Here is a 21,083-nt window from a genome sequence, read left to right as displayed (position 1 = left end):
GTGCGCCACGAGGCGCTGATGGATCTCGCGGAAGGAGGAGTCCGCCGCCGGTCATCGCAGTGGCCGGTTGAAGCTGGAGGCAGGCTGATCCCCGGGTTGGGGGTGAGGCCGGAAGCAGCCTCGACAACGTAGGGACGGACCGGCACCACCAGACGGTTCGGGCCCGCAAGCGAAGACGGAATGGGTGCAAGGAAACTGAACCAGTGGTTGACGTCCCGTGAGTCGTCAGCGGCCTGCCAACTCTGGTGGACGGGCTGCTCTGTGGTGCTGGAGAGGGCCATAGCCGATGGACTCTCCTCTCTCGTCGTCTTGAGCCCATGGACGTCGGGAGGCCCGGACCAATACTGCGATCTGCGGTCCGTGGCGATGCCGCTGGGTATAGCTGGGCACCGAAGCCGTCACAGAGATCCTCAGTGAACGTGGGAAGCGATCTGGCATCGCCCTTCCCGTCCGGCAGCCGGCCGGGCGGCGGGCAAGCGCGACGCCCGTTGATGACGCCAGATCGTGGCGGAGTCGCCGTAGTACTCCGAGGGCGGGAAAGCCGTCCGCATGGGGAAGGGCGACAGCGTGATGGCAGCAGTGCTGTATTCGGGGAGGGCCGTTGTTGAATGACGACGCGCCGCCGAGAAGTTGGCCGGGCAGTATGACGGCCGAGCGGCGGGTACTCGATCACCAGCGCAAGCTGCACCGATGGACAAGAAACGAGCCGGATCGCCGGTTCGACGATGTATTCGTGCGCCACGAGGCGCTACTTGACCGTGCGGCGGTGAGAGTCTGCCGCCGTGGCCCTGTCGCAGCAAGGCCACGAAGCTGAGGACAGCCTGACCCGGGAGTCGCCGGGAGAGGCGGAAAGCAGTCCTGACAACGCCGGGACGCTCCGGAACTACCAGACGGGGCGGGTCCGGCAAGCGAGACGAGAAGGTGTACGAGAGGAACCAGCGCGTGAAGCTCCGTAAGCGTCGAGCCGGCTCCAACCTGGTGGATATGGGCCGGTCCGCAGCGCACACCTGCCGTGATCATGCGGCGGGTGACTCCGAAGCCGGGATGAATAGGCCGGCGGGGAGGCCACGAGGAAAGCCTGCGGCGTACTCGTGGCGATGCTGCCGGGGTATAGCTGGGCACCTCCCTCGTCGAACGGTTGGTGGTGAACGTGGGAACCACCTGTGGCTGCCCTCACGATGCTCCATCCAGGACATCGAAGGGCAGGCCCGTCGTCGGCTGTCGGCCGCAGTGTGGGGCGGAGGCCCCGTAGTAGTCCGAGCGCGCGAAAGGCGAGTACACGGCGAAGGGGGCCAGCGAGTCAGCAGGGCGGATGCTGGAATGCTCGGAGGACGCCGGTGAATACCGACGCACCAATGCTCACGTCATTCGGTGCTGAGCGCAGGGTACGAGAGATCCAGACCAAGCTGCACCGTTGGGCGACCGACGATTCCCACTGTGCGTGATCGCGTTGTTCAGGCTGCGCTGAAATTGGTGCTTGAGCCCATTTTCGAGGCGGACTTTGCGTCGTGCTCGTATGCCCGCTGCGGAGTCGTATGCGGTGGTCGCCTCAGCCGAGGTCGGACAGGAGCGCGGGCAGTAGGCGCTCTTCCATGACGGAGCGGCCCGAGACACCCATGGCGTGGGCGAGTTCGGGCTCCCACGGGCTGGGTGCGGGTGGGCCGGTGAGCGGGGTGGACTCCCCCTGGTCCAGGGCGCCCCGGTAGTCGGCGGCCGTCATCCGCCAAGGGCGGGCGCCGTGGCGCTCGACGGCGGTGGCGGTGATGCGCAGGCCCGTCCAGTCGAAGTCGGCGCGCCAGTTCAGGCGGGCCCCGGCGCGGGCGGCGTCGGCGAGGAGCTTGTGGCAGGCGGCGGAGGGGATGCCTTCGGTGCAGACCAGGGCCACGGCACGGTCCTCGAGTTCGGCGGCGGCCGCGCGCAGGACGGCGGGGTTCTCGCAGACGTGGATGTCGCGTGCGGCGGGCACGACGTCGTCGCGGCTCAGTTGGTGGAGGGTGAGTCGGAAGGGGATGCCTGAGCCAGCGGCGTCGCGCAGCCAGTCGCAGATCACGTTCTCGCCCCGGGCACCGATGTTCAGGACGAGGACCTGGCTGGCGCGGTCGTCGGCGACGGCTCCGGCGCTCTCCCACAGAGCGCGCCGGCCCGCCCGGTCACGGGGTACGGCATCGGTGTTCCGGGCACCGGCCGTCCGCTGGGCGAGGGCGCGCAGGACGAGTTGTTCGAGCGGGCTGCCAGGCATCAGGGACTTGGTGTCGCCGGTGGCCCGTTCGGCGAGTACGGGCAGCGGGAGAAGACCCCGTCCCCGCGCTCGCGAGTCGCCCCGCCGGCCCGACAGACCGGGGAGTTTGTCCAGGACGCGCACGGCGTCCTGGAGCAGGGGGGCGTCGCCGCGGCGCACCAGGCGGGTAAGGGCGCCGCCGGCGGCGATCCGCTCCAGCCACGCCGTGTACCAGTCAAGGTCGGCAAGAGGTGTGGCGCGGGCGGCCTCCAGGGTGCGGGTACGCAGGGCGGACTCGTCGGCCCGTTCGGCGGGCCGGTCGCGCAGGGGGCCGTGCAGGCGGACCAGGGTCTGGAGCAGGCCGGTGCCGTAGCGGTCGTACAGATAGGTCGAGGTCACGCAGGGGGACGGTGAGGCGTTTGACGGTCTCGGGGCGGTAGCGGCCGGTGACGCCGATGACTGTGCGGCGTTCGGCCTCGCCGGGGGCGCTGAGCCCGATCTCGCCGTCGAGGGCGCCGCCGGTGCCCTCCAGCCTGCGGCGGGCCGCGGCGAGCAGGCGTCGCCAGCCCTCGCCGGTGAGTTCCCCGTACGTCTCGGCCGGCATCTCAGTCGACAAGGCTCGCCTCCGTCGTCCGCGCCCGGTGGACGCCGCGCGTGCCCGGCGAGCCGAGGACGGCGGTCAGTTCTCCGGTCTCGTCGGGGTGCAGGCGTTCGCCGTCCCACAGCAGCAGCAGTGCGGAGACGGTGTGGTCGACGGCGGAGTGCGCGAGGTCGTAGTGGGCGGCGGCGCCGACCGCGGCGTGCACGGCCCACAGGTCGTATCCGGTCATGAACAGGTCGAGGTCGAACTGTGCGGCCAGCGACATGAGTTCACCGCGTCCGGTGTCGTCGACGCCCGCGAACGCCTCGTCGAGGGCGAGCAGGCGCGGGGCGTCGGGGTGGGCGGAGTTGAGCATCGCGTGCGCGGCGGCGAACAGCGGCAGGTGCAAGGAGACGGACTGCTCGCCGCCGGACAGGCGGCTGTGCCGGGCGCGGGTGAGGCGTTCCTCCTCGCCGCCGGGCCGGACCAGCTCGAAGGCGAACTGCCACCAGCGCCGGTAGTCGAGCACCTCGGCGAGCAGTTGCCGGTAGGGGGCCTCGCGGTAGCGGGCGCGGGCGTTCTTGATCTGTGCGGCGAAGTGGGTGCGCATCCGGGCCAGTTTCTCCGGGCCCAGGCGGGCGGCGTCGGCGTCCAGCAGGGCGCACACGGCGCGCTGCTCGTCGTCGAGGACGTCGGCGAGCAGCCAGCTCACCCCGACGGTGGTACCCGAGGACATCCGGCGCTCGCGCATGTCGGAGTTCATGCGGCGGACCAGGTCACGGGCGTCCACGGTGCGGTCGTGGATCTGCTGGGCAAGACGGGTGAGCAGGGCGTCCTCAAGGATCCGCTGTTCGGAGTCGGAGAGGAGTTCGGCCTGGTCGCGGCGGTGGTCGGCGATCTTCTCGGCGAACGAGGCGATGGGCAGCGACCCTTGTTCGTCGGCGACGGTGACCACGATGACGCCGCTGGAGCTGTCCCAGGCGGGCTGGTAGTCCTGTCCGGCGGCGGCGAGCTGGGCGTGCAGGTCCTCCAGGGCCTTGGTCAGGCGGGTCACGGACTGTTTGACGCTGCTCTCGGTGGGGGCCAGGTCGCGGGTGGCGGACAGGACCGCCTCGTGGACAGCCACGGCGGCGGGCGGCAGCCGGTCGCCGGCCCAGTCGGCCTCCTGGGCGGGCCAGGCCAGGCCCGGCGGGCAGCGCAGGAGGTCGAGGAGTTCGCGGGCGGCGTACGGCTGAAGGCTCCGGGCGGTGTCCTTCTCCTCCGCCGCGGCGACCCGGCGCGCCTCGGCGGCGGCGGTGCGGCGCGCCTCGGCCGCCGCGAGGTCGGCGATCACCCGGTGCTGCGCGGCGCCGGCTGCGGTGGCTTCACCCTCGGTCGCCTCCAGATCGTTCTCGGTCTGTTCGACCTGGTCCATGACCTGCTGTGCCTCGGTCCCGACGGCCTGGCGCAGTGCCTCAAGGCCTGCGGCCTCCTCGGTGTGGCGGCGGCGGGCGGCGCGTTCGGCCTCGGCCGCGGCCTCCTCGTCCTCGACGGCGGCCGTCAGCCGGTCGGCGGCGGCGGACGCGGTCTCGGCCTGTCGGGTGTGCTCGCGGCGCCGGGCGGCGAGGTCGCCCGCCGCCCGCTCGAAGGCGCGGGTGGCGCGTTCGGTGTCGTCCGCGCGGTCGGCGGTCACGGCGTGCTCGGCCTCGGCGCGGCGCAGGGCCCGTTCGGCGACCGAGCAGGCGGCCTGCGCCGCGTCGTACGCCGACTGGGCGGCGTCGGTCGCCTCGCGCTTGGCGCGCAGGGAGGCGGCGGCCCGGTCCAGGGCGCACAGGCACCGGGCGATGACGGTGGTGGCGGGAAGGGCGGCGCGGGCGGCGGCGTATTCCTCGATGATCTCTTCGGTACGGGCCCGCTCGCGCGCCAGATCCGTCAGCTCGGCGTCCAGCTCGGCCAGGAGGGTGTCGCAGGCGGCGATCCGGGCCGAGCGGCGGCACTCTCGGGCGGTGGCGCCGACGTACTCGGCGTGCTCCTTGGAGTGCGCGCCGATGAGCACGCCGGCGGCGTAGCGGCCGTCCGGCGCGATGTGCGCGCCGCCGGGGGCGGGCTCGCCGGCCACGGCGACGGAGCTCAGGACGGCGGTGATCCTTGCGGCCGGGAGGGCCGCGGTCTCCTCGGGGCGCAGCAGGTCGGCGAGGCTGGGCCCGTCGATGACGGCGCCGGCGCACAGGAAGCCGTCGCCGGCCCCGGCCGTGACCGGGTGGTCCACGGCTGTGACGAGCGCGTCGAGCAGGCCGGAGGCCTCCAAGGCGGCCTCCACCCCTGCCCGTTGCCCGTCGTCGAGACCGTCGGCGAAGTCGACCAGGCGCCACAGCGGTACGGCGGCCCCGCTGTCGGTGCGACCGTCACGGTCGGCGGTGCGGCCCCGGGCCGCGGGCGGCGCGTCGTCGTGCTCGGCGGCGATCAGCTCGCGCTCGGCCTGGGCCCCGGCCCGGCGGGCCTGAAGCCCGGTGCGCCGGACGCGCAGCCCGGCGAGGCGGTCGCGCAGCTCCTGCACCGCGGGAGCGGTGGCATCGGTGACGACGCCCGGCAGGGTGACGTCCTCGGTCGCGGCGCTGCCGCGTTCCCCATCGGCCGGGGTGTCGGCCGCTTCGGCGGCCAGGTCCAGGGCGGCCGCCAGCCGGCCCTCGGTCCCTTCGGGCAGCAGGGCGTGGTACCGCTGCGTCCACTGCTCCAGCTCCACCCGCGCCCGCTCGTGGGCGGCGGCGAGCGCGGCGTCCGCCTCGCGTTCGGCGGTCTCGGCCTCCTGGGCCGCCTCCTGGGCGCGGTCGAGTCCGGCGCGGGCCGCGCGGCGGGTCTGCTCGGTGTCGCGCAGCCGCTGGACGGCCGTGCGCACCGCGCGAACGCCCTCCTGGCGGGCCGCGGCGCGCGCCGAGGCGCAGTCGGCGAGGGCGTCGGGGGCGCGTCGGCGGCGCTCCAGGCAATGCCCGCGCGGTGGGCGTGGTCGGCGAGCGCGGCGGCCGCGGCGCTTACCGCGGTGTCGAGTTCAGCGGCAAGGTGGGCCGAGTGCTCGGCCTCGGCGCGGGCGCGGCCGGTGGCCGCGGTGCGCCTTTCGCGTTCGGCGGTGGCCTGCCGGGCGGTCTGTTCACAGGTGCGCACCAGGCGTTCCAGGTCGGCGAGTTGCTCGACGGCCTGGTAGGCGGCCGAGGTCCGCAGCTGCTCGAGGACGGCGCGCAGGGCGGCGAGCGCGGCCTCGGCCTGTTCGGCCCGGTTGTCCGCGTCCGCCCGCGTCGTACGAGCCGTCTCAAGTTCCACGGCCGTGGCGGCGTGGGCCCGCTCGCGTTCGGCGGTCTCGGCGCGGCGGGCGCTGAGCCGGTCGGCGGCGACGCGCACGTTCACCCGCAGATACGTCGAGTAGGCCGCCAGGAAGGACCGGGTGGCCTCGTCGGCGGCGACGAGGCCCTCCAGGGTGCGCTGGAAGGATTCCATGTCGTCGAAGGAACGGGCCGCTTCGGCGATCAGGTCCTCGTCCAGCGGGCGCAGGCCCTCGGTGAGGGTGTCGGAGAGCTTGGCCGGGTCGAGGTTCTTCGCCAGCTGCGGACGGCGCAGCGTCAGGATGAGGGTGAGCAGTTGCTCGTAGCGCTCCCGGCCCAGGCCGAACAGCCGCTGGTCGACGGCTGCCCGGTGGTCGGTGGCCGAGGTGATCGGCTCACCGCCCAGTTCGGCGAGCTCGGCGGCCAGCTGCTTCCTGGTCAGCGGCCGGTCGTCGGCGGTGAGCAGCGAGAAGTCCTCGCCGACCCGGCCCTCGACGACGAAGTGCCAGCGCGCCGGGGTGTCCCGGTGCCGCTGGGCGTGCAGACCGATACCGCAGGTCACCGCCTGGCCGGTGGCGCGGTGGGTGAACTCGATCCAGACATAGCCGAGCGCCGCCTCCTGCCCGCGGAAGAGCAGGTTGGACTTCATGGTGCGGTCCTCGGCGGCGAAGGGGTTGAGCCGCTTGCGGTCGATCCGTCCGTCCAGCACGAACGGGAAGAGCACTTCGAGGGCCTTGGTCTTGCCGGAGCCGTTGGGGCCGCGCAGCACCAGCCAGCCGCCGGCGAAGGAGAACTCCTCGTCCCGGTAGTCCCACAGGTTGATGATCCCGGCACGGGTGGGCAAGTACCGGGGCTGGGGGGCGGGGGTCGTGGCGCTCACTCGGCGGAGTCCTTCACGTCGTGGGCGGGGAATCGGCAGCGGGCAGGGACGGGGAATCGACGGCGGCCTCGGGCGGCGGCCCGTTCCTGGGCTGGGGCATCCGCGTCTTCACCTCGGCGGTGACGCCCCGGTAGCGGGCGAGTAGCGGCAGGGCCAGCACACCGCCGTACACCCGGGCGATCAGCGACATCGCGCTCAGCAGGTCCAGGGCCTTCTCGAGCAACCGGTCGGGGTCGCCGCGCAGGTCGGCGGCGAAGCCCGCGCCGTACTGGGCGGTGATGTCCCGCATTCGGCCGCGCAGCCAGGAGGTGGTGACGAGCGGGTAGCGGGTCTCCACGCCGTCCTGGCCGTCGACGCCAGGGGCGCTGCCGCCGCTCTCCCGAGTCGTCCTGTCGGTACGCACCGTACGGCTAGCCAATGACCCCGCCCACGCGGAGGCCGGCCTCGCCGTCGGCACCGGCGAGCTCAGCCAGCACCCCGTGCGCCGGAAGCGCCAGGTCGATGCGGTCGGCCCGCGCCGTCAGGCGTTCGGCCGCCGTCGGCGCGGGCAGCAGCTCGGGGGCGTGCCGCCCATGACGTGCCGCCGCCTCGCTGATCCGGGCGCCGAGCAGCAGCGCGGCCTGTGCGACCGTGCCGCCGCCGGGGAAACGCAGGTCGGACAGGCGGCCGGAGGTGTCCACCAGGGCGATGCCCTCCGAACGCCGCTCCACGGCGAGACCGGTCAGCCGCGACAAGTCCTCGGCGAGCGCGGGCGCCCGCAGCTGGCCGGTCAACTCCGGGCCTGCGTCCGCGTAGTAGGCGACCGGGTTCTCCAGGACCGCCCGGCGGGCCCGCCGGGCGGCCGAGCGACGCCGGGCCTGACGCCCCTCGGACAGGCTCAGCGCGCCCGCCGAGTCCAGCAGCGCCCGCACCGAGGTGACGTGCTGCAGCACCCGGGTGGGCTGGTGCACGGCGGTGAGGACCTCCCGGTCGATGTCGTACAGCGCCTCGGCCCCGCACGGGATCCAAGGCCCAGGAGGTGGCCGATCCGTCGGCCAGGTGACGGCGTCGACGAAGGCGTCCCGGTCGTGCTTGCGGGCGGTGTCCAGGCCAAGACCCTCGATGCGTACGGCGTCGGCGGCCACCGCGTCCGCCAGCTCGCCGAGCGCCACCTGAGCGCCGTGCCGGCCGAGCGCGGCCAGGGTGAGGGCGAGGTAGGCGTAGCGGCGGCGGTCGAAGGGGCGCCCGGCGCGGCTGAGGGCGGGCCGGGTGGCGTCCAGCTGGTCCTGGGCGCGCCGGAGGCGGGCGGTGTCCGCGGTGGTGATCAGCCGGTAACCGAGCACCTCCATGAGATCGGTGCGCAGCTGCTGCGCCCAGCGGCGTACGGTCGCCAGGGCGGTGCGATCCGGATACACCGGCGTGATCAGCGGGTGCCGCAGCACCAGCCGCACCGCCTTCTGGTAGTCGGCCAGTTCGAGGGCCGAGACGCCCTCGGCCACCCGCGTACTCATCCGCTGACCGCCAGACGCAGCCCGTCCAGGTGCAGATCGCCGCGCACGGTACGCACGGTGGTGAAGAACTCCCCCGGCTGCGTGGGAATGGGGGTTAGACGCACCCCGTGTGCGGAGCCAGAGGCGGCGGCGCCACTGCCCACGCCCCGGGTGACCGGCACCCGGGCGGCGAGCGCCACGTCGAGGAGGGAGAGCAGGGCACGTGTCTCGGCCTCGTCCAGGACGCGGCCGTACGCGCCGTCGAGGGCCAGCGAGACGGCAGCGCCCCGCCGTTCGGCCTGCTCCTGGACTTGCGCTGCCCGCAGCCGGGCCCGCTCGGCGTCGTTGCGGTCGATCCGGCCGGGCCCTCTGAGGGACGGGGTACGGCCCGACTGCACCAGGGTGCGGGCGAGTTCGACCGGTTCGGCCTCCCACCAGGACGTACGGCCCGCGATCAGCTCGGGGTCGGCGTACCGGACCGCGATGTGGCGGGGCGCGCCGAGCCCGAACACCGCCTGGAACAGCGCGTGCGCGTCGTCGTCCCCGGCGCACGAGGTGAACCACTGCGCCAGGTGTCGCAGCTGGCTCTCCCGGCTCACCCCGCCGCGTCGCGCCTCTGTCACCCGGCGCAGCAGCGCCAGCACGGATCGGATCGCGGTGACCGTCGCGTCCTGCAGCCGCTCGGCCTCACTGTGCTCGCGCTCGGCGAACCAGTGCACGATGCCAGCCCACCGCTGCCCCCAGTCGTCGAGACGCGCCGCTGGGGAGCGGAAGAGGCGCTCGTCGGCCTCGGCGGCGTACTCGACCATCCGCTCCACACCGCTCGCAGCGGCCTTCTGCACCGCCTGGGCGAGTAGCGGCGCGTAGCGGCCGAGCTCGGCGGTGAAACTCCCGCAAGTGTGCGAGCAGCGCGTCCTTGTGCGCGAGGAACACCTCGGGCCGGGCGTCGTTGGTCCGCGCCAGATCACCGAGCATCAGATAGAAGCGGGCGGCCCGCTGCGCCATCTCGTTCAGCACGGAGTCCAGGTGCCCCAGCTTGCGGTACACCTCCTCGGCGTCGCCCGCGGCGTTCGCCTCCGCCAGTGCGGCCAGGTCGGCAGGATGTCCGGGAAGACCAGACGGGACAGTTGCGCGTCCTCCAGCGCCGCACCCACAACGTCCTCCACCGCTCGGTACGCGCGGTATCCGGCCTGGGTGAACTGGTACACGTAGTGCCGGTTGCGGTACTCGGCCAGGTTCGCCGCACGCGTTCCGTCATAGCTGCGGTCCAGCACCCGCCACTCGGCGAGGGCGTCGAGCAGCGGCTGTACGTCGCCGACCGCCGCCGCGCCGGGATTCTCGGCGGCCAGCCTGCCGATGAGTGCGGCCGCGTCCGAAGCGTGCAGCAGCATTTGGTAGTTGGCCCGGCCCCGGTCGAACGCGCGCAGCAGCCACAGATACTCGTGCCGCTTCTCGGCGGCGGCGAAGTGGAACAGCCGCAGCCGGTCGTCGAGCGTGAACGCGTCGATACCGAAGGCGCCTCCGTCGTCGGTGCCCGGCACCGAAAGGTCCGAGGCCGGGGCATCGAGGGAGGGGGATCGTCACTCACGGGCGCTGCGGCTTCCTCATACGGCGGATCATTGTCGGAGACTGCCCACCCAGTCTGCCGTGAGGGCACCCAACCTGCGGAAATCCCTCTCTCCAACGGGGCGGCACGGGTAAACTCCGCGCACGCGCCAAAGCTGCCCGACGTGCACGGTCGTTCCGCCCAAGGTCTCTCGGACACATCCGGCCGGCGTCGGCACGGACGGGGTGCTCCGACTCAGAACCAGGCCGCCCGGCCACGGCTCGCCGAGCACCGGCGCCGGTCGTGACTCCCTCGGCGGCTTCGGTCGCCGCTCGCCCCTCCACCCCTCGACGTCCGCGGCTCCGAGAGCGCCATCGGACCGCACTTCACTGTCGCCCGGCAGTCCGAACCTGCGCCATGAGTCCACCTCTCGAACAACAGCCGCGCCGGATTCTCGCGCGTCTCGGCGCCCACGCTACCCACCCGGTTCGACGCTCCGCCGAGCAACGTGGGGACTCTTGGGCCCTGCGTTGGGGCATCTGGCCCCTGTCACACGCCCCCCGCAGCTGGTGGGATCTGACTCGTGGCCGCGAGACACCAGGACCGCGGGCGATTCGGCCACCGAGCTGCTGCCGACACCATCCGAAAGGCTGCCACACCGTGACACAGACCATGACGTACGCCATGACCCGCCGCATGCCGATGACCGCTGCGCTGGCCTCACCGGCGATGGAGGATGGAGCGGTGAAGCTGTCCGGCGAGCTCGATCTGGACAGCGTGCCACGCATCGAGCCCGAACTCACCCGTCTCGCCACTGCCAGCGCACCCGAGCTGGTGCTGGATCTGACCGACGTCACATTCTGCGACTCCTCTGGGGTCACCATGTTCCTGCGCCTGCACGGCCGTTGCACTGCGGCGAACACGCGTCTGCGGCTGCGGTCCGTGCCGCCGCGGCCGGGCCGTGTGTTCCGGCTACTGTCACTGGATCAGTTCATCCCCTGCGCCTTCCAGTGACCGGACGGCTCCGCACCGGCGGCATGACCACCTGGGGCGCCGCCCCAGCCGGGCGAACAGCCGTGTCATGCCGGCTGGTGACCAGCCAGCGGGCAGCCGGTGACCCGGTGCCGGTGCCGAGGAAGTTGCGCCACACGGCGTTGAGGTCGTTGCCGTGCCCTTCCCCACCCGTCGGGGCCTGCGCGTTACACCGAAATCAGGCCGCGGCCGCTCAGACAGAGGGCTGCGGCAGGGCGGTGAAGCGGCCGGCGGGGGTGCGGTGCAGCCAGCCCCGGTCAGCCCCCGGGGGGCGGCGTGTTGATCATCTGTCTTCTTTCCTTGCTCGCCCAGCTCACTGCGGATCGTCAGCTCGCGTGGCGCATACTCCCACTGTGCTCGGTCGGATTCGTCGACCACGGCCCACGGGCCCGGCCACACGTTCGGCAATTCCTTCGCGCTCTGTCTGTTGGATGAACGTGGTCGACCCTATCGACTGCGGTGATCAGCATGTTCCGCCGGACCTGGCCAGTGGACGCCGCCCGCTTTGCGGCGCCTGGCGGACATCGGCAGACCGTGGCGTGGCCGGATGGTGATCCTTGCCAGCGGGTCGATGGCGAACCCGGGGACGGGCTCGAACTCCCAGTGCCGCCCCAGGGTGGCCAGCGCCATGACGCCCTCCATCCGCGAGAAGGTATTGCCGATGCACTGCCGCGGGCCGCCGCCGAAGGGAAGATAGGCCAGGCGCGGGCGCCCGGGCCGTACCGCGTGACCGGTGAGTTCGTCCGCCGCGCCGGCGGACTGCGGGGTGTCGAGCCAGCGCTGCGGGGCGAAGAGTTCCGGCTGCGGCCACCAGTGGGGATCGCGGTGGACGACCCACGGGATGATCCCGACGAAGCTGTTCTTGGGGATGCGGTGGCCACAGACCTCGAAGTCGTCAAGGGGACGGCGGGCGAGGCCCATGATCGGCGGGTAGAGGCGTATCGCCTCGGAGAGGACCGCGTCGGTCCACACGAAGCGGGGCAGGTCCTCGACGGTGGGCAGCCGGTCGCCGAGCACCTCGTCGATCTCCTCGTGCATGCGCTCTCGCGCCTCGGGGTGGCTGCCGAGCAGGTGGTAGGCCCAGGTGAGTGCGCTGGCCGTGGTCTCGTGGCCGGCCATGAGGAGGGTGATCGCCTCGTCCCGTACCTGGCGCTCCTCGATCGGTTCCCCGGTGTCGGCGTCGCGCGCCGCGAGCAGCAGGGAGAGCAGGTCGGTGCCCTGGCCGTCGCCCTGCCTGCGCTGCGCCATGAGCCGGTAGACGAGGGCATCGAGGTTGTCCCGGCTCTCGTAGAAGCGCTTGTTGCCGGGCAGCGGCAGCTTCGCCAGATGGCGGGCGAAGGGTAGGGCATCCCAGCGCAGCGGGCCCTCGTGGCGCGGGATGGCGGCGATGGCGCGGGCCACATCGCTGTCGAGCGGGACGTCGAAGAGCGTGCGGGCCACGATGGCAAGGGTCAGCTCGGTCATCTCGGCCTGCAGATCGAGCCGGTCCCCGTCCTTCCAGCCGGACTGGATGTCGTTTGAGAGTTCGGCAAAGGCACGGCCGTAGCCGGCGATGCGTTCGTGATGGAACATCGGCTGGATGAGCCTGCGCTGCTTGCGGTGGAACGTGCCGTCGCTGGTGACCAGGCCGTTGCCGAGGATCACCTCGAGCGGGGCGGCCCACTTGCCGCGTCCGGCGCTCATGACGTCTTTGTGGAAGTTGCGGTGGGACGTGACCAGGACCTCGTGGACCGCCTCCGGGTCGCTGATCATGTACAGCTCGCTCGAGGCGAGCGGGATGCGCACGACGGGGCCGTACTGGTCGCGCAGGGCGGTGAGGTAGTTCAGCGGATTGCCGGACATCGCGAGCAGGGCGCGCAGCCGGCCGGTGGGACCGGGGGCTGCGGTGGCCGTGGGGGCGGTGGAGACCTGGGTCATCGGGGTGCCTTCCTGAGGTGCGGTCACGAGTGGTGCCGCGGGGTCGGCCGACGGTCCAACGCGAGGCAGGTGCCGTGGTGGTCGAGGGCCCGGTGCGCCGGCGCGAGCGGGCCGAAGACCAGGTCCTGGACCCACGTGGGGGCTTTGCGAGGGCGGACTCGCCGGACTCGCGGGCGGTGACCGCGGACCGGAGCACATGGGGGTGGTCCGTGCGGTCGCTGTGGCCGTCGCCGGCCGGGCCCCGGCGCGTGTGCAGGGGTTCGCCGGTGCGCGGGGCGGGCGTCAGGGTGCTGGACATGTCTGCCGCGGCGTCCTGGCGGCGGTCGACGATGCGGTGCCAGGCGCCCGGCGGTACGGCATGGGCCGTGCCCGGCCCGGCGAGGATCTGCTTGCCGCCGGTCTCGATGCACACCGGGCCTCGCAGGTGGCTTGCGGTGTGAGCTCCATGGACACGGGTGGGGTCACTTCCTGACGAAGCGTCGCAGGGCGAGCGAGACGTTCTGCCCGCCGAAGGCGAACGAATTGGACAGGGCTGCTTGGACCTCGTACGGGCGGGCGGTGTTCGGCACGTAGTCGAGGTCGCACTCGGGATCGGCCGCATCCTGGTTGATGGTGGGCGGGATGACCTTGCGATCGATGGACAGGGCGCAGAACGCCGTCTCGGTCGCGCCGGACGCGCCCAGCAGATGGCCGGTCATCGACTTGGTGGAGCTGACGGCCAGGTTCTGGCTGTGACTGCCGAAGGCGGACTTGATCGCCTTCGTCTCGGCGGCGTCGGAGAAGGGGGTCGAGGTGCCATGGGCGTTGACGTGGTCGATCTCGCCGGGCTTGAGGCCGGCCTCGCGCAGCGCGGCGAGCATGGCGCGGGCGGCTCCCTGCCCGGTGGGATCGGGGGCGGTGACGTGGTAGGCGTCGCTGGTCTGGCCGTAGCCGCAGATCTCGGCGTAGACGTACGCGCCCCGCGCCTGGGCCGACGCCTCGGTCTCCAGGAGCAGCATGGTGGCGCCCTCCCCCATGACGAAACCGTCCCGGTCCGCGGTGAACGGGCGGGAGGCCCGGCGGGGTTCGTCGTTGCGGCGCGACAGCGCGCGCAGGTTGGCGAAGCCCGCGATCAGCGGTGAGGCGATGCATGCCTCGGAGCCGCCCGCCAGTGCGGCCTGGGCATAGCCGTCGCGGACCATGCGGTAGGCCTGCCCGATCGCGTCGGCCGAGGAGGCGCAGGCGGTGACCGGTGCGGCGCCGGGGCCGCGGAAGCCGAAGCGCTGGGCGACCGTGCCCGCGCCCATGTTGATGATGGAGCTGGGCACGAAGAACGGGGAGACCATGCGGGGTGCCGTCGCGTCCTTGAGCACCCCTGCCCTCATGGTGTCGGCGCCGCCGATGGCGCTGCCGATCACGGTGGCGGCGCCGTCCGGGTCGATACCGTCGAGGCCCGCACGCTCCACGGCGAGTTCGGCCGCGGCGAGCGCGAAGTGGCAGAACCGGTCGAGGCGTCTGGCCTCCTTGCCGGTCAGCCAGTCGGTCGGGTCGAAGCCCCTCACCTCGGCGGCGATACGCACCGGCAGCCGGCCGGCGTCGAAGCCCTGGATCGGTCCCACGCCGGAGGTTCCGGCGAGCAGCCGCGTCCAGACCGTCTCGGTGCCGATGCCGAGCGGGTTGACCATGCCGATGCCCGTCACCACCACCCGGTGGCGACCGCAGGCGGTGCTCATCCGGGCTCACCCGGCTCGGCGAGCCCGAAGAAGGACTCCATCCGCATCGCCAGGTGCACATCACCCTGGATGTGCAGGCGGCCCCCGAGCAGCAGATCCATGCCCTGGGCCGCGGCCGAGGCCATCTGGACGAAGCTGACCGCGTCCAGGGCGAGGGTGACCGCGGGGGCGCCCGAGATCCCCGTCTCGCGCACGTCGCAGGTGTCCTCGGTCAGTACGAGGTCGTACGCGACGGTGTCGGCCGGCGGCCTTGCCACCTCCCAGCGGGCGGTCTGCGGACCGTCCATGGGACCGCCGGTGTAGCGCTCGGGCATCTGCTCGAAGACCGTGCGCAGCACGTCCTCGCCGTCGGGTGTGGCCAGCCAGGCCGCCAGCTCCTCGCGCGGCAGGCCGGCGAGGGCGGCGCGGACCTCGGAGAGTGTGCCGGAGCGCAGTTGCGCGAGCCGCTTCGGGGAGAAGGTGGGTCCGGCCGTCATGAGGGCCCTTCCGCTCGTGCGGGCACCGGCCCGCTGCTGACTGTTCGGGCGAGGGCCTGCCGGAGTTCCTGGCGTGGTGCGACGCCGGGCAGCCGGGCCAGGACATGGCCGTCGGGCCGTACGAGGACCGCTTCGGGCCCCTGCAGGGCGTAGGTGTCGGCGAAGGCTCCGCTGACATCGCGCAGTCGGGGCCCGTCCGCGGTGATCACGGCTGCGGTCAGGGGCAGGCCCAGGACGGTCGGGGTCTGCTGCGCCACTTGCTGCCAGACGGCTCCCCCGGCCCCGGTGAGCAGGGCGAAGCCGGTGCGGGCCAGGTCGGTCGTGGAGATCCGCTCGCCGGCCCGCTCGAGCCAGGCGTGCGGGGCCCGGTGGCCGGCCTGGGCGGTCGGCCGATAGGTCACGATGTCCTGGACCACCGGCTCGCCGGGGCCCGGTGCGTAGGTGAAGCCCAGCGTCTGCCCCTCGAAGTCGAAGTGCGGCCGATGCTGTTCAATGTTTCGGGCGAACTCGGCCGGGTCGGCGTCGGACTGGAGCAGCGCCCGCTTCTGCAGGGCGTTGCGCTCGCTGTAGCGGGCGTTGAACTCCGCGACCGGGCGCCGCTCACGCTCGTAGGAGTCGAGCAGCGTGTCGGGGGCACCGCCGCGCAGTACCGCGGCCAGCTTCCAGGCGAGGTTGTGGGCGTCCTGGATGCCGGTGTTCATGCCGAAGCCCCCGGTGGGCGGGAAGGTGTGGGCGGCATCCCCTGCGGCGAGGACCCGGCCGTCGGCGCTGCGCCAGGAGGCGAGCCCGGTGGAGCCCATCACCCAGTTCCGTACGGAGTGGATGCGCAGCCCCCCGAGCGCTTCGCCCGACGCGCCGATGGCGGCCTCGATCAGCTTGTGGTGATCGACTTCCTGCTCGAAGTAGGTGTGTTCCTCATCAGGGGTGAGGGCGGGGATCTCCAGGAGCCATTCGCCGCGCTTGGGGTCCACGGTGATCAACACGCCCCGCACGGTGTCGTTGAGCACCCAGTACAGGGCGCTCTCCCGGCCGGCCGTCCAGGGCGAGAGGTCGGCGCTGAAGTGGATGTCGAGGAGCCTGCCGAGCGGCGTGGCCGCGGTCCTTTGCAGGCCCGCCCTCTCGCGCAGCGGGCCGTGCAGCCCCTCGGCCAGGACGGCGTAGCGGGCTTCGACGACGGTGGGGCGCTCGCCCGGGGCCGTCACCCTGACACCGGTCGCAGTCCCGGTCAGCTCCTCGGCCCTGACGCCGCGGATGACCGTTGCGTTTTCGGGGAGCCGGTCGACGAGCAGCGCTTCCACCCGGTTCTGCGAGCAGATGACGGGAAGTGCCGGGCTGTTGGCCACTCGCTGCATCAGGGCGTGCGCCGAATCGATGATGTCGAGGGCGGCGAGTTCGGTGCCGGCCAGCTCCGTGCACCAGGTGATGCGCGCCGTGTTCTCCAGGGACACACCGGCACGGCGTACCTCGGCATCGACGCCCAGGTGCCGGAGCAGCTCCATGGTGCGCGAGTTGATCACCGTGGCACGTGGATGGCCGGACGGTGCGGGGCGCTGTTCCAGGACGAGTGTGCGCACACCGAATCGGGCGAGGAAGTGGGCCGCGGCCAGGCCGGTGGGCCCGGCACCGACCACCACGACGTCGGCCTTGACCCGCGCGGCCGCCTGCGGCGGATGCGGTACGGCTGCGGTCATCGGCGCACCTCCGAAAGATGGGCGAGGACCGGTGCCAGGCGCCGGGCCACCGCGGCGTCGAAGCCGGCCTTGAACAGGACGCGGGCGACGACGACCGCGGGCAGCCCGGCCAGGATGGCGCCTGACAGCCAGAGCACGAACACCGAGGTGAGCACGGTGCGTCGGGCCTGGCCACGTCGGCCGGCGGCACGGATGACCCGGCCCCAGACCCGGAAGACCTTCCCGGCCAGGAGGTCGGCCGCGGCCAGCGGATAGTGCACGGGGGCCGCGTCATGGGCGGCGAGAACGGCGCGGATGCGGTCGGCCAAGGCCTCCTCACAGGCGGTGCCGGACGCGGGTTCGGCCTGTTCCGTGGCGAGGTGGGACTGCGCCGGAGCGAGGCCGGCCGGTTCCGTGGCGAGGTGGGACTGCGCCGGGGCGAGGTGGGCGATGCGCTCGCCGAGGAGCATGAGCCGGTCCAGTTCGTCCCTGCCGACACCGGCACGCGGGAACCCCCAGGACGCCTCCCGCTTGCCGGCGAGCAGCCAGCGCAGCGTGGTGACGAAGGTGACCCCGGCGGAGGCGGTGTCCACCGCGGCGATCGTGCCCACATAGCGGCCGCCCGCTGCCTGAAGCAGCCGCTGCACCTCGACGGCGGCCGAGTACCACATGTTCCGGCAGGCCACCAGGCCGACGACGGCACGCCCGTCGAACGCCTTCGGCTCGGCACCGACAAGCGCCCGCATGGGCAGCGCCGGAGCCAAGTACCAGACAGGGAAGGCAAAGACGACCAGGTCCGCATCGTCGTCATCGGCCACCGGCGGCCGGGCGGTGATCCCGGGTGCCCCGTCGGGGTCGACGCAGGCGGGGAAGACACCGAAGAAGCGGCGCAGGGGCCAGGGGAACGGAAAAGGCTCCCGCGGCCTGATCTCGACCCTGCGTATGTCCCAACCCGCCTTCTCCAGCGGGTCGGTGACCGCCGAGACGGACTCCAGGAGCTGACCGGTCTGTGAGTACCAGTAGACCGTCACTCGGGGCTGTGCACCCACGGCCTCAGCCCTCCTGGGCGGAGACGGCCGTCAGATGCGCGAAGGACACCGCGAACCGGCCGGACTCGGGGACCATCACCAAAAGCTTGTCACCGGGCGACACCAGGCGCTCACTGAGCATCTCCTCCAGGATCACGTAGATGCTGGCGGAGCCCATGTTCCCGACCCGGGGCAGATTGCTGTACCACTTCTCCAGGGAGGGGCCCCTGACCTTCTTCTGCTCGATCTCCTTGACCACCATGGACTTCATGCGCTCACTGGAATAATGCACGGGGAACCAGGCCAGCTCGTCCGGGTCGAAACGGCCCTCACCGAGCAGCCGCTGGTACTCCTCGACCCCGAGCCGCACAAGATGCGGCAGCAGGCCCAGGTTCTGGCGCAGCGCCAGCGCGCCATCGGCACCGGCCTCGGCCGCGGAGGGGTAGTCCCACCAGGTCTGCTCCGCCGAGTTGTCGGCCGAGCCCATGTACATGCAGGTCTTCTCGGTGTTGGCGTAGGAGGTGAGCGAGATCCAGTCGATCCGCAGGCTCACCCCGTCGGCCGCCGGGCGGTCCTGCACCACCGCGGCACCGGCGCCGTCCGAGAGCATGTAGCGCAGGAACGCCATCTCCATGGCGATGGCACCGTCGTCCGAGACCGGCCGCACGCCGGCGAACCGGTCGCTCCTCATGAAACGCGAGACCAGTTCGGACGCGGAGGCGACCGCGTTCTTCTTCTCCCCGGCCGCCACCTGGAGGTAGGCGTTCTTGAGCGCCATCATCCCGCAGCTGCAGATACCGTGGGTGGTGACGATCTCACAGGGCGGGCTGCCCAGTTCACCGTGGATGCCGCTGGCGATGCCGGGCGCGATCAGATCCGGGACGGTGGTGGCCGCCGCGATGAGGTCGATGTCATCGAGGGTGATGTCCGAACGGTCCACCGCCTGGCGGATCGCCGCGACCGCCATGCCGGTGTTGGAGAACAGGGTCTTTTGCTGCTTGTCGATGGCGTAGTGCCGTGACTTGATCCCGCAGTTGGCGAGGGTCTGCTCACGCAACCCCGAACTCGCGCGGCCCACGCTGCCGATGTACTCCTCGATCTCCTCGTTGGGCACCGGTTCGCCGGGCAGGAAACGTCCCATGGCGGTGATATAGGCAGGCATTGCAGAGTCTCCCCGTGATCTAGGCGGCTGCTTCGGTTCCGATCTTGGAGACGGCGAACTCCACGACGTCACCGACGGTGCGGAGCGAACCGATGCGCTCGTCGTCCATCGAGATGCCGTACGCACCCTGAAGGGTCTGCGCCATGGCCATGAGGTCGAGAGAGTCGATGCCGATGTCGTCGTACAGATCGGATTCCACCGAGAGTTCATCCGGGTCCGCATCGCACTTGGCCAGGAGGAACCCCGTGATATCTGCGTAGAGATCGGTCCTCAGAGACATGTTCACCTCCCGTGCCCCACCCTCTGTGCGGCACGGGATGCACTCTGGCCCAAGCCGCTAGGCGCCCGCTCTCGACGCCCTTGAGCAGACCGATCACACAGGCACCGGCGAGATGGCGGAGCTGCCCGGCGTGACGGTCATGCTGCGCCGGGCGGAGCGCAAGGTTTCGGTGAAGGAGACCCGGTCGGGGTCCAGGCCACGGGTCGCGGCCGTTCTCAGCATGAGTTCGCGCAGGGCATGGTGGACCAACAGATGCGCCCACGGAGCCGGAGAAAACAACGCCGGCCCCAGCACGAACGACACAGCACCGCCTCAGAGACTCTCGCCGAAGCGGCGCTGCGCCGTGTCCGCCCGAGGGCGTGTGGTGCTGCAGGGTCCGGAGATGGTCAGGACTCGCAGGTGATCAGGCGTACCGCCGGAGCCGAAACCAGCTGGGTGTACGGGACTCCAAGAAGTCGGACGTTGACGAAGCCGCCCTCGATCGCGAACTCGATTCCCTCGGCGCGGCCGAGGCGATGGCCATCGGCGTCGGTGAGGGTGCAGCCGGACACGAGCTCGATCGCGCCCTTGCGCCACTCACGGTTCACGCGGTCACCTCCGGGAAGTCCAGGTCCGGCTGAGCAAGGTGGTTGAAGTAGTTGGACAGCGTGTTCAGGGCGACGTGGGCGACGATCTCGGCCAGCTCCGCGTCGGTCACACCGGCCTGGCGGGCATCAGCCAACGCCGTGTCCTCGACGCGGCCCCCGGTACGCATGACCTCGCGGGCGAGCCGGAGCACTGCGTCGGCGTGCGGGTCGGTGTCGTCGGCGGCCTCGCGGGTGCGGAGTAGTTCCTCCTCGGTCAGACCGAGCTTGCGGCCCCGCAGGGTATGGGCACTGACGCAGTACGTGCAGCCGTTGTCCTGCGCGGCCAGGAGCCCGAGCTGCTCGCGGATCCGGGCGGACAGGTCGCCGCGATCGAGGTGATCGCGCAGCGCCAGGTACCCGGCGAGGGCCGCCGGACCGTTGGCCAGCGCCGCATACAGGTTGGGCAGCCGTCCGAGCTGGCGGCGGGTCTGGTCGAGAAGCCCCAAGGGGTCTTCGGTGAGCTGGGGCATGCGTGGCACAAGTCCTCCAGATGGTACCGATCGGTTCCGTCTTCTTGATGCGAGACGGTACCGACCGGTTCCATAATTCGTCAAGATCGGGATACTCTGGAGCGCATGGCCACCCACGCACGCGAACGCCTCCTCGACGCCGCCGAGGAACTCTTCTACGCCGAGGGCATCCGCGCCGTCGGCGTCGAACGCATCCTGGCCGAGTCCGGAGTCGGCCGGGCCTCCTTCTACCGGCACTTCGCTGGCAAGGACGACTTGGTCGTGGCCGTCCTGCAGCGACGCGACCAGGCCTGGCGCGCCTGGCTTGCCGAGCGGGTGGACGCTCGGAGCGGAAAGCCCTTGGACGTGTTCGATGCACTGGCCGAGCGCTTCGCCCGCGCCGACTTCCGCGGCTGCGCCTTCATCAACACCATGGCTGAGACCGCCGACACCGACAGCTCCGCATACCGGGTGGCCGCCGCGCACAAGGAGCGCGTCACCGCCTACGTTGCGGACCTGCTCGCCAAGAGTGGTCACGAGGATGCCGAGGCACTCGCACGACGGCTCGTCCTGCTGATGGACGGTGCGATCGTCACCGCACTGCGGGAACGCACAACGGCTCCAGCCGTGGACGCACGCGCGGTCGCGGCAGCCATCCTGTGCGACCCCACATGATGAGGGGGCTACCCGAGGAAGCCGAATTCGGAAGTTCGACCCGGCTTCCGCCTGGCACCCCGCGCATGCT

18 protein-coding genes and 1 pseudogene are annotated in these 21,083 nt (G+C 71.9%); 2 read left to right on the top strand and 17 right to left on the bottom strand.

The annotated features are described in order from the left end of the window. Positions 1-1,549 precede the first annotated feature (1,549 nt). The 7 genes and pseudogenes from N8I87_RS41620 to N8I87_RS41590 form a co-directional block, all read right to left on the bottom strand. Positions 1,550-2,617 carry a TIGR02679 family protein gene (locus N8I87_RS41620; RefSeq protein WP_263216116.1) on the bottom strand — a complete coding sequence of 356 codons (1,068 nt, stop codon included), beginning with the start codon at positions 2,615-2,617 and terminating at the stop codon, positions 1,550-1,552. 206 nt (positions 2,618-2,823) lie between these two features. Next, positions 2,824-3,408 (bottom strand): SbcC/MukB-like Walker B domain-containing protein, encoded by a 585-nt coding sequence (locus tag N8I87_RS41615; RefSeq protein WP_263216957.1) that lies wholly within the window; start codon positions 3,406-3,408, stop codon positions 2,824-2,826. Positions 3,409-5,240: 1,832 nt separating this feature from the next. Beyond that, complete coding sequence (locus N8I87_RS41610; RefSeq protein WP_263216113.1) at positions 5,241-6,971, bottom strand: hypothetical protein; 1,731 nt, start codon at positions 6,969-6,971, stop codon at positions 5,241-5,243. A gap of 13 nt (positions 6,972-6,984) precedes the next feature. Further along, positions 6,985-7,374 (bottom strand): DUF2398 family protein, encoded by a 390-nt coding sequence (locus tag N8I87_RS41605; protein ID WP_263216112.1) that lies wholly within the window; start codon positions 7,372-7,374, stop codon positions 6,985-6,987. A gap of 7 nt (positions 7,375-7,381) precedes the next feature. After that, positions 7,382-8,461: a TIGR02678 family protein gene (locus N8I87_RS41600; RefSeq protein WP_263216111.1), complete on the bottom strand. Its 1,080-nt coding sequence runs from the start codon at positions 8,459-8,461 to the stop codon at positions 7,382-7,384. Further along, positions 8,458-9,408 (bottom strand): DUF2397 domain-containing protein, encoded by a 951-nt coding sequence (locus N8I87_RS41595; protein WP_263216110.1) that lies wholly within the window; start codon positions 9,406-9,408, stop codon positions 8,458-8,460. The genes N8I87_RS41600 and N8I87_RS41595 overlap by 4 nt, the downstream gene beginning before the upstream one ends. Beyond that, positions 9,392-9,981 (bottom strand): annotated as a pseudogene (locus N8I87_RS41590) (DUF2397 family protein); the annotation flags it as partial. The gene N8I87_RS41595 and the pseudogene N8I87_RS41590, both read right to left, overlap by 17 nt. Before the next feature lie 677 nt (positions 9,982-10,658). Here N8I87_RS41590 and N8I87_RS41585 point away from each other — a divergent pair. Beyond that, entirely contained in the window at positions 10,659-11,000 is a 342-nt protein-coding gene (locus N8I87_RS41585; RefSeq protein WP_263216109.1) for an STAS domain-containing protein, read from the top strand. Between the two features lie 465 nt (positions 11,001-11,465). Here the strand turns inward: N8I87_RS41585 and N8I87_RS41580 are convergent, their stop codons facing one another. The 10 genes from N8I87_RS41580 to N8I87_RS41535 form a co-directional block, all read right to left on the bottom strand. Beyond that, positions 11,466-12,935 (bottom strand): cytochrome P450, encoded by a 1,470-nt coding sequence (locus N8I87_RS41580; protein WP_263216108.1) that lies wholly within the window; start codon positions 12,933-12,935, stop codon positions 11,466-11,468. A gap of 461 nt (positions 12,936-13,396) precedes the next feature. Then, positions 13,397-14,647 (bottom strand): beta-ketoacyl-ACP synthase II, encoded by a 1,251-nt coding sequence (gene fabF, locus N8I87_RS41575; RefSeq protein ID WP_263216106.1) that lies wholly within the window; start codon positions 14,645-14,647, stop codon positions 13,397-13,399. Then, on the bottom strand, positions 14,644-15,123 hold the full coding sequence (locus tag N8I87_RS41570; protein WP_263216105.1) for an SCP2 sterol-binding domain-containing protein: 480 nt from the start codon (positions 15,121-15,123) through the stop codon (positions 14,644-14,646). Before N8I87_RS41570 ends, fabF begins: the two co-directional genes overlap by 4 nt. Beyond that, positions 15,120-16,814, bottom strand: a complete 1,695-nt coding sequence (locus N8I87_RS41565) for an FAD-dependent oxidoreductase (protein ID WP_263216104.1) — start codon at positions 16,812-16,814, stop codon at positions 15,120-15,122. Before N8I87_RS41565 ends, N8I87_RS41570 begins: the two co-directional genes overlap by 4 nt. Continuing rightward, complete coding sequence (locus N8I87_RS41560) at positions 16,811-17,842, bottom strand: hypothetical protein (protein ID WP_263216103.1); 1,032 nt, start codon at positions 17,840-17,842, stop codon at positions 16,811-16,813. The genes N8I87_RS41565 and N8I87_RS41560 overlap by 4 nt, the downstream gene beginning before the upstream one ends. Before the next feature lie 4 nt (positions 17,843-17,846). Continuing rightward, a complete protein-coding gene (locus tag N8I87_RS41555; RefSeq protein ID WP_263216102.1) occupies positions 17,847-18,983 on the bottom strand; it encodes a 3-oxoacyl-[acyl-carrier-protein] synthase III C-terminal domain-containing protein in 1,137 nt (378 codons plus the stop codon). A gap of 19 nt (positions 18,984-19,002) precedes the next feature. Next, positions 19,003-19,263, bottom strand: coding sequence for an acyl carrier protein (locus N8I87_RS41550; protein ID WP_263216100.1), 261 nt, complete (start codon positions 19,261-19,263; stop codon positions 19,003-19,005). A 93-nt stretch (positions 19,264-19,356) separates the two neighbouring features. Next, positions 19,357-19,566, bottom strand: a complete 210-nt coding sequence (locus N8I87_RS41545; protein WP_263216099.1) for a hypothetical protein — start codon at positions 19,564-19,566, stop codon at positions 19,357-19,359. A gap of 83 nt (positions 19,567-19,649) precedes the next feature. After that, entirely contained in the window at positions 19,650-19,850 is a 201-nt protein-coding gene (locus tag N8I87_RS41540) for a hypothetical protein (protein ID WP_263216097.1), read from the bottom strand. Then, entirely contained in the window at positions 19,847-20,359 is a 513-nt protein-coding gene (locus N8I87_RS41535; protein ID WP_263216096.1) for a carboxymuconolactone decarboxylase family protein, read from the bottom strand. The genes N8I87_RS41540 and N8I87_RS41535 overlap by 4 nt, the downstream gene beginning before the upstream one ends. A 105-nt stretch (positions 20,360-20,464) precedes the next feature. Between N8I87_RS41535 and N8I87_RS41530 the strand changes: the two genes are divergently transcribed. Then, positions 20,465-21,013, top strand: a complete 549-nt coding sequence (locus N8I87_RS41530) for a TetR/AcrR family transcriptional regulator (RefSeq protein WP_263216095.1) — start codon at positions 20,465-20,467, stop codon at positions 21,011-21,013. Positions 21,014-21,083 lie beyond the last annotated feature (70 nt).

This window comes from Streptomyces sp. HUAS 15-9 (assembly GCF_025642155.1).
In the GTDB taxonomy this organism is placed as follows: Bacteria; Actinomycetota; Actinomycetes; order Streptomycetales; family Streptomycetaceae; genus Streptomyces.
Note: the sequence above shows the minus strand (reverse complement) of the source record. Positions and strands in the feature narration are given on the sequence as shown.

Excerpts from the sequence above, each read along its gene's own strand:
- N8I87_RS41615 (WP_263216957.1), bottom strand. The coding sequence starts at position 3,408 with ATGCGCACCCACTTCGCCGCACAGATCAAGAACGCCCGCGCCCGCTAC.
- N8I87_RS41600 (WP_263216111.1), bottom strand. The coding sequence starts at position 8,461 with ATGAGTACGCGGGTGGCCGAGGGCGTCTCGGCCCTCGAACTGGCCGAC.
- N8I87_RS41585 (WP_263216109.1), top strand. The coding sequence starts at position 10,659 with ATGACGTACGCCATGACCCGCCGCATGCCGATGACCGCTGCGCTGGCC.
- N8I87_RS41580 (WP_263216108.1), bottom strand. The coding sequence starts at position 12,935 with ATGACCCAGGTCTCCACCGCCCCCACGGCCACCGCAGCCCCCGGTCCC.
- fabF (WP_263216106.1), bottom strand. The coding sequence starts at position 14,647 with ATGAGCACCGCCTGCGGTCGCCACCGGGTGGTGGTGACGGGCATCGGC.
- N8I87_RS41570 (WP_263216105.1), bottom strand. The coding sequence starts at position 15,123 with ATGACGGCCGGACCCACCTTCTCCCCGAAGCGGCTCGCGCAACTGCGC.
- N8I87_RS41565 (WP_263216104.1), bottom strand. The coding sequence starts at position 16,814 with ATGACCGCAGCCGTACCGCATCCGCCGCAGGCGGCCGCGCGGGTCAAG.
- N8I87_RS41555 (WP_263216102.1), bottom strand. The coding sequence starts at position 18,983 with ATGCCTGCCTATATCACCGCCATGGGACGTTTCCTGCCCGGCGAACCG.
- N8I87_RS41550 (WP_263216100.1), bottom strand. The coding sequence starts at position 19,263 with ATGTCTCTGAGGACCGATCTCTACGCAGATATCACGGGGTTCCTCCTG.
- N8I87_RS41535 (WP_263216096.1), bottom strand. The coding sequence starts at position 20,359 with ATGCCCCAGCTCACCGAAGACCCCTTGGGGCTTCTCGACCAGACCCGC.
- N8I87_RS41530 (WP_263216095.1), top strand. The coding sequence starts at position 20,465 with ATGGCCACCCACGCACGCGAACGCCTCCTCGACGCCGCCGAGGAACTC.